The sequence below is a fragment of the Pedobacter sp. KBW06 genome (genome assembly GCF_003852525.1).
In the GTDB taxonomy this organism is placed as follows: domain Bacteria; phylum Bacteroidota; class Bacteroidia; order Sphingobacteriales; family Sphingobacteriaceae; genus Pedobacter.
Genome location: NZ_QAJL01000006.1, coordinates 84,536 through 96,577 on the forward strand (window position 1 = coordinate 84,536; position 12,042 = coordinate 96,577).

The 12,042-nt window shown below is 39.3% G+C and carries 14 protein-coding genes; 1 reads left to right on the forward strand and 13 read right to left on the reverse strand.

The annotated features are described in order from the left end of the window. Positions 1-34 precede the first annotated feature (34 nt). The 13 genes from DBR43_RS30305 to DBR43_RS30360 form a co-directional block, all read right to left on the reverse strand. Complete coding sequence (locus tag DBR43_RS30305) at positions 35-745, reverse strand: DUF1266 domain-containing protein (protein ID WP_124587097.1); 711 nt, start codon at positions 743-745, stop codon at positions 35-37. 6 nt (positions 746-751) lie between these two features. Continuing rightward, positions 752-1,450, reverse strand: a complete 699-nt coding sequence (locus DBR43_RS30310) for a hypothetical protein (protein WP_124587098.1) — start codon at positions 1,448-1,450, stop codon at positions 752-754. 17 nt (positions 1,451-1,467) lie between these two features. Next, on the reverse strand, positions 1,468-1,917 hold the full coding sequence (locus tag DBR43_RS30315; protein ID WP_124587099.1) for a hypothetical protein: 450 nt from the start codon (positions 1,915-1,917) through the stop codon (positions 1,468-1,470). A 161-nt stretch (positions 1,918-2,078) separates the two neighbouring features. After that, positions 2,079-3,989, reverse strand: a complete 1,911-nt coding sequence (locus DBR43_RS30320) for a sensor histidine kinase (protein ID WP_124587100.1) — start codon at positions 3,987-3,989, stop codon at positions 2,079-2,081. Continuing rightward, a complete protein-coding gene (locus tag DBR43_RS30325) occupies positions 3,982-4,707 on the reverse strand; it encodes a LytR/AlgR family response regulator transcription factor (protein WP_124587101.1) in 726 nt (241 codons plus the stop codon). Before DBR43_RS30325 ends, DBR43_RS30320 begins: the two co-directional genes overlap by 8 nt. Before the next feature lie 307 nt (positions 4,708-5,014). Then, positions 5,015-5,515: a hypothetical protein gene (locus DBR43_RS33105; RefSeq protein WP_158622638.1), complete on the reverse strand. Its 501-nt coding sequence runs from the start codon at positions 5,513-5,515 to the stop codon at positions 5,015-5,017. Positions 5,516-5,681: 166 nt separating this feature from the next. Continuing rightward, the gene (locus DBR43_RS30330; RefSeq protein ID WP_124587102.1) at positions 5,682-6,440 is read right to left on the reverse strand and encodes a DUF2314 domain-containing protein; all 759 of its coding nucleotides are present in this window, start codon (positions 6,438-6,440) and stop codon (positions 5,682-5,684) included. A 69-nt stretch (positions 6,441-6,509) separates the two neighbouring features. After that, a complete protein-coding gene (locus DBR43_RS30335; protein WP_124587103.1) occupies positions 6,510-6,842 on the reverse strand; it encodes a hypothetical protein in 333 nt (110 codons plus the stop codon). A gap of 63 nt (positions 6,843-6,905) precedes the next feature. Then, on the reverse strand, positions 6,906-7,484 hold the full coding sequence (locus tag DBR43_RS30340) for a DUF1062 domain-containing protein (protein WP_158622639.1): 579 nt from the start codon (positions 7,482-7,484) through the stop codon (positions 6,906-6,908). A gap of 404 nt (positions 7,485-7,888) precedes the next feature. Next, a complete protein-coding gene (locus DBR43_RS30345; RefSeq protein WP_124587105.1) occupies positions 7,889-8,473 on the reverse strand; it encodes a DUF4136 domain-containing protein in 585 nt (194 codons plus the stop codon). Between the two features lie 184 nt (positions 8,474-8,657). After that, the gene (locus tag DBR43_RS30350) at positions 8,658-9,458 is read right to left on the reverse strand and encodes a siderophore-interacting protein (protein WP_124587106.1); all 801 of its coding nucleotides are present in this window, start codon (positions 9,456-9,458) and stop codon (positions 8,658-8,660) included. Between the two features lie 36 nt (positions 9,459-9,494). Further along, positions 9,495-10,721, reverse strand: a complete 1,227-nt coding sequence (locus DBR43_RS30355; RefSeq protein WP_124587107.1) for an MFS transporter — start codon at positions 10,719-10,721, stop codon at positions 9,495-9,497. 94 nt (positions 10,722-10,815) lie between these two features. Further along, on the reverse strand, positions 10,816-11,649 hold the full coding sequence (locus DBR43_RS30360) for a helix-turn-helix domain-containing protein (RefSeq protein ID WP_124587108.1): 834 nt from the start codon (positions 11,647-11,649) through the stop codon (positions 10,816-10,818). Between the two features lie 131 nt (positions 11,650-11,780). Between DBR43_RS30360 and DBR43_RS30365 the strand changes: the two genes are divergently transcribed. Beyond that, positions 11,781-11,993 carry a hypothetical protein gene (locus tag DBR43_RS30365; protein WP_124587109.1) on the forward strand — a complete coding sequence of 71 codons (213 nt, stop codon included), beginning with the start codon at positions 11,781-11,783 and terminating at the stop codon, positions 11,991-11,993. The last annotated feature ends 49 nt before the right edge of the window (positions 11,994-12,042 follow it).

Genomic DNA, 12,042 nt, shown 5'->3' on the forward strand with positions numbered 1-12,042 from the left:
TCAATAAAATGATGAGGCGGTTTTTTACGGTTTATCACAATGCTTTATTTTTCAAAGGGCTTTTATCATCGTTCAACAAAGTATCAGCGATGGATATCATGCCAGCATTATTGGCTCCGCCCCAAAGGGCTCTGCCAAAAATATAACTTATGGTATATTCTTTCCAGGTGCCGCAGTACTTCTTTAAAGCGGTATGCGTTTTACCTAAATAATCTTTAAGTTCTTCTTCTGAAAGATGGCCTAGTTCAAAACAGCAACGGGCTAAAAATGCGCCTCTGCCAAGATTCCAACCGCTGTCTTTTATCTTTTTAAGTTCAGAAAAATGGCTGATTACATTTTCTTCTATCAGCTCCGGGATGGTGTTGCCTAAGCTTCTATAAATATTTAAATAATATTCAAAAGCACCTTCATCATTTGGCAGATTTGCTTTTAAAAGCGCTTCATAATTGCTTTCATCTTCTAAAGCTTTGTACACAAAATCTACGTATTCGTCTTCGTTTCTGTGGAGCAGGTCTATCAATATTTTCAGGGCATCATCTCTATCATAAACGTCCCAATATTCTTCTACCAATTTTTTGATAGTAGATAGACTAAGTCCTGTTTCGTAAGAGTTTAAGTATGCCGATTGTTGTTCGGCATACATGGAACTTACGAGTACACAATCTAAATCATAGCCGTTCAATCCATTTTTGTTCATGCTCAATTCTTTGAATAGGGCATTGAAAACTTTAAAAAAGCTGCTCATAATTGTTTAGGTTGTTTTTAAATTGCTAAACCTACTTTGCAAAATGTCCACAAGTTTCTCGCCTACTACCTGGTATTTGGCTCGGGTAGCCAGTTGTTTTTTCATATTTAACATATCGGCCGGACCAGGTGTGTAATTTACCCTGTCGTGAATTTCGAGGGATAAAGAACTGTCATCCATGTTAAATGTAATGAGATGCACTTTAGGTAGATATTCTTCGGCAGCTTGTGAATATACCCCCAATTGCGATTTTAATACACCTGAGTATTTCAAGCTGGCAGCCGCTATTCTAAAGGTGTCAAAAATAATATGTTCGTCTAAATCGCCTTCTGTATTGGTGCTTAAAAAATGTAAATCTTTACCGCTTAATACCCAAAAACAATCCGTTTCTATCCTGCGTAGTTTTAGCCCAATGGCAGATAACGCGATGTTTTTCACGCCATCACTCAGCATTTCCTGTAATTTATTACTGGTAGATTGCGGTACGGATGCCCCTGTAAAAGCATCAATAGGCTTGTCTTTCATCCATTGCTTTAGCTTCGCAAAATCCTGAGTTAATAGCTCTTGTTTGTAAATATCATATCTGCTGCGTTCCTGATCTAAATTGATTTCAGATTTTGCTTTACTGTGCTGAGCATTCATATACACCATGTAGCACACGCCAGCAATTATTACAATTGCGGGGATTAAATATAGAGGATTCATAATAAGGATTAGGTATGTTAAATTTTGACAGGTTTTACCTCTTTATCTTTTGAAGGGATCACTCCATAAACAATTATACCTGCAATGATTAAGAACACCAGTTTTCCGCCTATTTTTTTCCAAAAAGACAAGGGGCTTCCTGCAGTTTCTATATCAATATTATGTTTTTCCTTTAATATTTTGGCCATTTGTGCATCAACTTCTAAATAGCTGGTGTTGCGCTCATCGCTCAACACATATTTTCCATCACTATTCCAAAGAGACATCCAAATCGCTCCGTATTCTTTGTACATATAGGCTACGTTTACATTTTTACCCATCAGTTTTGCAATCTCAGAATCTTTGGGTAATTCCTGCACAGTTTCGATGGATTCGCAGGGAATACAAATAGGGATTTTTGCTTTTGCAGATACTAAACTTAGGCTTGCAAACGCAATACATGCAGTTAAAATAATTGTTTTCATCATATCTATTTTTTGTTTCAAATGACATCGGGATTGCTGTAAATCTATAAGCGCAGCAGATCATTTTAAGTCAATTAATGACTTAAAAAACAAATAAAAGAAATAAAATCTAAGCTGGACAATGCGATAAAGAAGTGCCAGCTTTCAGTTAACGAGCGCTACACTTAAACCGGAATCTGTAAAGTGACAATGGTACCAGGAGCATCCATCTGAGAATTCATCGACAGGCTGGCCTCTCCTACACCTTCAGTTTGTAAATACTGAATTCGTTCTGTTACAATTTGGGTGGCACGCGAAGTATGGGTCGGCTGATCAGTGGTATCCAAACCAACGCCATTGTCCTTAATGATGACCTTTAAAACCTCATCTTTAATGGCCATTGATACGTGTATCTGACCTTTATAACTGATGTTTTTAAATCCATGCAAAATAGAATTCTCTATAAATGGCTGAAGCAACATTGCCGGAATCTCTATTTCATCAAACATATCGGCAACCTCATTGTCCAATTCAAATACATAGTCGAATTTGCCTGGCATCCTAATTTGCTGCAGCTTTAAATAGTTTTCCAGAAAGTCCAGTTCAGATTTCAGGTCAATATTTCGCTGGTTACCTGCCGTTAGTTTCTCCCGCATCAAAACGGAAAAATGATCCAGGTAAGTGAGGGTCTCCTGAGTTTTCTCTTGCCGGACCAAAGCACGAATCCCCGCTAAGCAATTGAAAATAAAATGAGGGTCCATTTGGCTCCGCAACAACCTTTGTTCCAATTCAAGTTTGATATTAAGATCTGAAACCCGCTTATTTTCGGTAATGAGTTGTTTTCTCCTTCGGTCTAAAAACAGTAATAATATCATCGCAACCAGCAATCCTGAAAAAAGGATAATCACCACCAACCAGAGCCTGTTCAACTCCAATTGTCCCTTTATCTTACCTATCTTTTTGTTTAATGCACCAATTTGCTGGTCTTTTTGCACCGTTTTATAGAGCGAAGATATTTCGTTTGCTGCTTTTCGGTTTTCATTTTTTTCTCTTTCATTCTTTTTTTGAACATACGCTTCGAATGACGACTGTGCCATCTTATTATCGCCACGAGCGATAGCAAACGCGATCTTATTTTCCAGATACATCAGGTAATTATCTGCATCAGATTGGCTTAACCGCTTGGTAACTTCACGCTCTGCCACACGTGCTTTTGACAATTGATGCTTGTTTACATAAATGCCCAATAGATTGTTGTAGGCCATAAAAGCATTGGAGGTATCTGCCTTATAGGCTTTTAATTGATAGTAAAGGGCAGAATCTAATTCTTTACCCTCGTAAAATATTTTTGCTTTTGATATGTAATAATTGTAATCTATACGGGCAAGTTTGGTTTTCTTTTTTATTGCTGTGGCCCGATTTAAATAGAATCGAACGGAGTCATTAGCCATTCCTTTTTGATCTAAATACCCTAGTGAAAGCAATAAATTCGCGGATATAGACAAGTCTTTTGCCAACATACTGGTATCTTTTTTCAAAAGAAAGAGCATTTTCCTGGCAAATCTATTAGATAAATCCAGTCTGTTATTGAAATTGTTTAGTTGTGATGCCCATAATAAAATAATACCGGAAGATTTTGGAAAACTGAGTTTCAAATTGCCTGCATCAATAAGATATGCAGCTTGTGTGTAGTAATAAGTTGCCGCATAATATTGCTGTTTTTTTTGCTCAAGATAACCCATCCAATAGAAATTGGTAGCTGCCTGGGCTCCATTTTTTTCCGACAAAGGCAATATAGTTAAAGCTTTTTGGGCCACTTCAAACGAAGCAGAGTCTTGTTTATTTTTAAGTAAGCAATAGCTGAGGTAAAAATAAGCCCGGCTAAGTATGACGCTATCCGTTTGATTTTCTTTTATTAATTGTTGTAGTTGTGGGATTGCTTTTTTAGGCTGTTTACTCAGTTTTATCTGCTCAGATAAGCTATCCAGTAACTGGCCTTGATTTATTCGCGGAGAGGAAGGCCTGCAGCTGATAAATAGGGTAATAATTAGCCAGATAGAGATTAGGCAGGAGATCTTCAAGGGTTTATTAGGCATTATTAACTGTCATTTTTTGCATCAATAAATCTTTCTTACGGGTAGATACAGGCACTTGTATCCCACCTTGTAAAAAAACAAAGCCATCATGATGGTACGAAATAATAAAGTTTAGACAAATCAGAAAAGATTTATGAATTCTCAGAAACAGGCCTTCCGGCAGCAAGGTTTCATATTCTTTGAGTGTTGTACTTGTTGTAATTTCTCTGCCATCAAGTAAAAAGAAGGTAGTATATCCACCATCTCCCTTACAATATAGAATATCGGAATGGCGCACAAAATACGTTTCATTAAGGGTTTTCAGCACCAACATTGTCGATTGCTTATCGAAGAGGATTTCCTTTTGTACCGCATGCAAGACATTAGGTCGCAAGCTGGCTTTATCGAGGGCATCATACAATTCCTTTTCCTTTACGGGCTTCAATAGGTAATCCAATGCCCCCGCCTTGATGGCACGTAGTGCATAATGCTCATAGGCAGTTATAAAAATCACCGAAAAAGGTGTTGAAGGAAGGCGCTCCAATATCTCAAAACTCTGGCCATCAGAAAGTTCTATATCCATCAATATCATATCCGGAGCGGCAGATGGGAGGAGTAGTAATGCTTCCTTTACCGAGCCGCAGGCTCCTACGATACCATCATGAGTCCGCGCACTAACTAATTGTATCAGTTCTTCCCGTATTTCCGCTTCGTCTTCGACGATAAAAATTTTAGCCATTTGGTGCAAAAAAAATAAAAATAGGCATTTATATACAAAGCTAACCTGCTTTGTTGTTAATTACTTTAGTAACAGAGAAATGTGTTTTAGCTGAGCCATCAGATACTGCAAAAAGCCATTGTCTGTGTAGAAACTGCTGATCCGGATTTCTTCGATAAATTAAGAATAGCTATCACGTCCTTTAATTCAAAGATGGCAGCACTGATCGAAGAGAACAGTAAAGAAATATAAAAAATCATTCCTTGATTTGCTTACAAGCTTCAGGGGTTTGCATACGTGCCCGCGATTTGGCTTGCCGATCTTTGAACTATGAAAATAAAGCAAATAGCATTGGGTAGCCAGGGTTTGGTTGTCCCTGTGATCGGCCTGGGCTGTATGGGCATGACAGGTTTTGAAAAAGCAGATATTTAAATGCCCATTTCACAAATTCTTTATTTTCCGGACTGCATCCATTTTCGTCCAGATATTTTTTGATATCCATAACCACGATTGCATGCTCTTTTTTTCTGATATTTCTTCTTTCTTCAGGAGTTAGCAATAAGTTTTTCAAAAGAAACTTTACGGCAAGCTTAAGTTCTTGAGGTTTAAAATCATTAGATGAAGCAGCATCTTTATTCTTGTAGTTTTTTTCATCAACTACTGGTAACCCATGGAAATTTTCGGGCAGCAGGTCATCGTTTCTTCTGAACAAGCTGTATTCAATTACCCGATAAAAATCTATCTTTTTGATGAAATAACTATCTAAATTTTTATACATCAAAAGAAGAGAATCCGCTCTTTTAGTATTAATTAAAATAGGCTTTTTCATTTGCATAGATCTATTTCTTTCTCCAGTAGACTCTGAAAGTATATAAAAAACTGCCATGGATTGATAACAAAAAAACACTGGTGACTAGCCAGTGTTTCTATTTCCATCCCCGTCGTTCCTCAAATCTGTTTCCAGTAAACGCGCCGGTGTTGTTTGGAAAGAGTTGCTAATTTTCAAGCAATGGAATAATTTGCTCCCATCCCACTTGTTTGGCCAAATCCAATGCGGTATTTCCTTTACCGGTCTTTATATTTTTATCTGCACCTAATTGCAGCAGCACTTCTACAGAACTCCTGTTCCCTGCTACTGTTTCTCTGTGCAAAATGGTATACCCTACTTCATCGGGATTGGTCAGTTGATCCGGGTGTTCGCCAATAAACGCAGCCAGCTTATCTTTCATATTGATACTCATAGGATGCTCCACGAGGTTTTCAGGATGCTCTTTTTGCTCAAAAACAACGGAAACATCGTTATAATCACCAAAGTCTAATCCCCATGCCTGATCGTGTCCTATCCGCTCCTGTTCGTCCATATCAGCTCTTATAACCTGTATCGTAAATCCTCCATAAGTTTTTCCACCACTGGTAAACAACCAGTCGCTGATCTGATTTAAGGGCACTTCAACAAAATCTCCATTTTTAACATTCGAGAGTTCGTTCGGGTCATTTGCGAGTGTACCACTAATCACATATCCATCAAACTGCACGTCGTTGATCCACATGTGTTCCACGATAGGTGCACTTTGATCAGATACATGCTCCAGAAAAGCGACTTTTACACAAGCGAGATCTAATGCAGGAACGATTCTGCGAAACTCCCAGGAGAGCTCTCTCCAAAAATATTTAAATGTTTCCTGTGCTTTTTGAAAAGCTTTAACCATTTCAGGATGATCTGCTTCGGAAAAAAAAGTTAGTTTATCGGCCATAATTAATCTGTTCTTAGTACGCTTTTATTTATTCTATTGTTAACTGTTAACGAGCAATTTCTTTATTTCTTATGTATTGAATCCTGGAATAGAACTCAGAAAAATACAAAGGATTTTAACTGTTCCTGGATTTCCTTCTTGATTTATATACAATCTTTTCAGGTTCAATTCCTTTTTGATATGCCTTTTAAATTCCGTCATAAACGAAATAAAGACCTCAGATTTGGTGTTACGGTCCAACCATTTGTTCTTACCTATCGGCTTGATGAAATAATAATTATTAAAATCCTGAAGCTGACTGAAATTGGATTTTGCTTTTTCAAAACCTCCACCAATCATAGACGCATCTGTTGAATAGCCGATTTCAATATCATGATATAAATTAGCTATTATTTTTTTCAATATTTCCAGTTCGGAACTTAGTAGCTCAATCTTTGTACTAAAGGTCCCAAAGAGAAGGTAAAATTATAAATATACCTTCAGCTTTTCGATATTCACAATAACCGTAATTCCATTTTTTACTTTACATTTTCTCACCGCACATTCAGGTAAAACAACAATTACACCTGCACTTAACATTTCCTCCAATCGGCTTAGCGAAATATCGAAGCATTTTCTAATGACATGAGTCAATTTTAAATCAAGATTGAATCTGGACTTTATTTCAAATTCAACCACATCCGCTTCCATATTCCTGAGCCCCTGGAGATTAATAGGATCATGTACAATGTCGTATTCCACATTACTGTAATCGAACTCCATCCTGTTTCTTCGGATCGTATCTGCATCAAATACGTATTTCCATGCCGTTTCTTCATCATTATCATTGAATTTCTGGAATAGCGTTTTATCTATTAATCCGGGTTTGGTACGGGACAAGATGGTGATATTAGTACTGGTATCACAGTTCAGGCATCTATAAATCAACCACACATCAATGTTCTTTTTTTGTGCGTTTAATCTGAACTTATTGCTGCTGTAATAGAGGTTACTATTTCTGCATTTAGGGCATTTTTTCTTATATAGGGGGGTATCGACAGGCATAACCTGCCAGGTTAATTTCTTAACAACTTGCATGTTTCTAATCAAAAAATGATTTGACGATAAGCTGTGGAACACCATGCAAACAGGGCATCACGAGCTGACCATAAATAAATTAAGGGTATAAAAAACCGATTCAGGCAGGAAGCCTGAATGAATAGAAATAATAACCTGCGGTTATAACGGTTATTATTAAGCTGCTAAGTTAAAAGGGCGGTTTCTCAAAACACAGTTATTAGTAAGTAATGAAATAAATGTATTACATTTTTTGGAATCAAACCAAATTATTTAGAAATCCCTTCCAGGAAATACAGGCCCAGATGATCCATTGTAAAAAAAATCCAGTGCTCTAATGGTCTTGACCAATAAAGCACTGGATGTAAATATCCCAAGGCGTCAACCCCTTTTTAAGCTGGAAACTTCTTGAAAATGTTCGCAATCACATCCGGTAATTGATTAATTGCTTTCTCCGGATTATTTAATTCTCCTTCGGCCCAACCCCTCCAGATCACCTTTTTACTCCTGCGGTCAATTAAATCGATCATGATACTGCCCTGCTTTACATTTACAGTACGCTGTTCATTACCTACATAAACAGGAAAGGGATTACGGTAAGCATAATAATAGAAAGCACGGCCACGATGAACACCTACACGCGGAACATATCTTCCCGGAGGATCATAATACACCGGCTCATTATAAGACTTGGTTTCACTGTTGACTACTGCAGTATACCTGACCAGCAGATCCGGCTTCCGGTTATCGAGTTTAAAACCTCTGTTGTTTAACTCCGTACTCGCAGCTTCCACAATCTTATCCGCCGCGACATCATTGTCATACACACTCGAGGCTTTAGACTTGCCATCTGGCAACCAGGCATAGGTACTGTATTCGGAATTTAGCTTTTTATTGCTGACTGAATAATAGTTGTAACTGGAACAGGACGACAATACAGCCACCAGCCCCAATAAGATTAAAATTTGCTTTTTCATTGTTTTTTCTATTTGTGTGAAGTAGAAAAATTCCCATGCTAATTTCTGACCGAATGTTTAGCGGTCGCTCCTACGTATTGGACTATAATGGTTTGAAAAAGATTAATCAGCATTGAAATTACCATCAAATAACAAACCCGCCTGAGCGGGTTTAGAAGATCAACAGGGATAAAGACGCAACAAGTTAGGAACGTCTGTCTTCGGAACGTTCTAAAGAAGATTCATCTTCTGATGCGCCCTTTTTCCAGTAGGAAACCACCGAATAATTGGCAGGTATCCAACCTGGTGTTTCCTTAAAGTGTTGTCGGACCTTTTTTGCAGTCTCAAATTCACCTGCGAAAAAGAAGAAGCTTTGGTGATTTGCTAAGCTTAAATTCCGAACCAGTTCAAAAAGCTGACTGCCCATATCAGGTTGCGGATTATAAACCCAGTTAACGCTGGCATTGGCTCTGGAAGACAGCTTTAACTCATCTTCTGGTCCATATACCTCAAGAATCGCTTTAACCTGTACATGAGTCGGCAATTGCTCCATCATTGTCGCGATGACCGGAATTGCAGTACTGTCTCCTACAAAGAAATACGCTGCTTTCTCTGGAAAAAGCGGCCTGCCACCGGCTTTCATGGCGATTCCCAGTTTGCTTCCGGCAACCGCCCGGCTTGCCCAGTAAGAGGCCGGACCATGGTCCGCATGATCGATGAAATCTATCCATAATTCCTTTTTCGAAAGATCTATACGTCTGGTGGTATACGTTCTTTTTACCGAAGCCGGCTTCCCGCTTACTTCCGCATCATCCGGAAACAGAACCTCCTCTGAACCGGCTGCAGGGATAAATATTTTATTATGTGCACCAATCTGTGCCTGAGCAAACTTTTTAACTTGCTGTTCCGTCATATCAAAGATAATGCGGATATAATGTGGGCTGAGGAAGATTTTTTCCTTTACGCTGAACACGGAGCGTATTCCCTTTTTCTTTACTATTTCCATAATGAATTTTTACAGGTTTCTTAGACAAACCAGGGTTTACTTATTTTTATTTGAAAACACGATGTATAACGCAAGCAGGCAGCTAATGGCGCCAAATAAATAAATCGCCTGATAACTGAACCAACCTGCGATGAGTCCTGCAATCGGCCCTGCAAGTGCCAAAGAGAGGTCAAAAAACGCGGCATAACCTGCTAAGGCTGTTCCTCTCATCTGCGGTGCTACCTTTTTAATCGCCAGTACGCCGAGTGCAGGAAAGATGAGTGAGAACCCAACACCGGTAAGTGCACATCCCACAAGTGCCATTGTTTCTGTTAATGATAAACAGATCAGAAGCTGGCCTGCAGCCTCGATGAGCAGGGATACGAGGGCAACCTTATATCCGCCAAACTTGTCAGGGTAAGAAGAGAAAAAGACCCTGGTCAAAATGTAAGACATCCCGAATATTACAAAAGCCATGGATGGATTACCCCAGTTTTTTGCAGCAAATAACAAGGAGATGAAGGAAGAGATACAGGCAAATCCAATAGAGGAAAAAGCCAGCCCGAGCCCTTGTCCGGCGATGAGACCAATCACTTTGTAAAATGGAGTCCTGACATGCGAGGCATCCACCGGCAAAGTTGGAAGCTGAATGGTAGAAAGCCAGCTGATTACAGAGAGTACAATTAGCGTAAAAAACACCGAAGAAATGCCAAAAGAGCTCTTCATCCAGATGGCCATGGGCGCACCTATTGCTATTCCGGCATACATGGCAATCCCGTTCCAGGTCATCACCTTGCCCGATTTCTGGGTGCCAACCAATCCGATTCCCCATGTTAGTGCACTCGTAATGGATAAACTTTCTGCGATCCCATGAACAACCCTCGCGAGTATAATCAATCCTAAAGCGACCAAAGCCAGCTGACTAAAAAATCCCGAGATCAGATAGATGACACCGGATAAGATGATCAGCAGTATACCAATTTTGCTGCTCAGCTTTGGACCTTTAGTGTCGGTAAGTTTGCCTGCATATGCCCTCGTTAATAAAGTAGATAAAAATTGTATCCCAATCACTACCCCTACCAGGAGACTGCTAAATTTCAATTCGTTTTTCACTAAGCCGGGAAGTATCCCCAAGGTCATACCTATAGTAAGATATATCGCAAAAACCGAAAAGATAATTGGTATGATTATTTTTTGAAAGCTTTTTTCGGCCTCAATAGTGATGTGGTTGTTCTGGGTTGGAGTGCCCTCGATAACCAAAGTAATGTTATTTGTTTCTTTCATTTTGTAACGTATGTTATGAATTATTATACGGCTACAAAATTAAGGGGCCGGCCATCCTCAAAAGATAGTCAGACAAGGGTTATGATTGGACAAATCACGGTTTTATACTCCGAAAGGTCAGCGCAGTCATCCCTACGTGTTTCTTAAAAAAGCGGGAAAAATAGGCATGATCCTCGTATCCCAGCGCATAAGCGATCTGTTTTACATCAATCGTTGTATAATACAACATGCGTTTGGCTTCCAGAATAATCTCCTGGCTGATCCAGTAACTTGCAGGGAACCCGGTAATTTCCTTCGTGATTTCATTCAGGTAAAGCGGACTAAGATGGAGCAATTCCGCATACTCTTTGACCTGTTTCAATTCGCTATACTTTTCCGCTACCAGTTTTTTAAACCGGATCACCGTATTATATTTTTGTCCTCCGATCACATGGCTAACCTGTTGGGACTTGAGGATGCTGGAGGCGATCAATGAGGTCAGGCTGTCTGTAAGCGAACTGATCAATTTTTCCCGCAGTGGCATTAAAGCATTACCGACTACCTCCTCCAGTAAAGGCACAAGTTTAAATACCGCATCGTCTTCCTGAACTGTAGCGATTTGGCCGGCATTAAAATAGGCACTGAAGATGTCCCTGCTCTGAACAGAAAGCAAACTCGTGTCTGCAAACATCAACCAGCCCTGAGCATCTTCATAACTCAGGTAACGATGCACCTGACCGGGAGCAACGAAACATAGCGAAGCGCCGGATATGGCCACTTCCTTAAAATCCACTTCCAGCAACATAAAACCGGTTTGCTGAATGATGAACATGTAATGGTCGTCCCTATGTGGCATTTGGTAAGGTTCGATATTATTGCTGATCGGATGGATTTCTATACCATTCTCTTCCAGTTCGGCTACATGTATGGGGATGGCTTGTTTTTTCATATTTAATCCCTCTAAAGTAGAAAAATCTTTAATTATCGCCTTTAGGCTGATGTTAATTTTTCATCACTCATTAAGTTTTCATTAACACAATGATAATTTATCGTTAAATTAACATTTCCTAATTTCGAAACATGCAAATAGCAACGTATGTAATCTATGAACTATTGATCAGAATGCAGGAATTAAACCCCGAGATTGGCGACTTTGTCTCCTGTAAAAGAACAGAAAACGGGATTCTTGTACAGACAACCTCAACACCAATTGTTATACCCGAAATCATCTACCAACAACAGTTTGAAGACCCTGCCAGCATTTCTACCATCGAACTGTTATCGCTCATTTAACTGCCCTGAAACGCAAAAGCCCCACTTACCTGACGCCTGGCAAATGAGA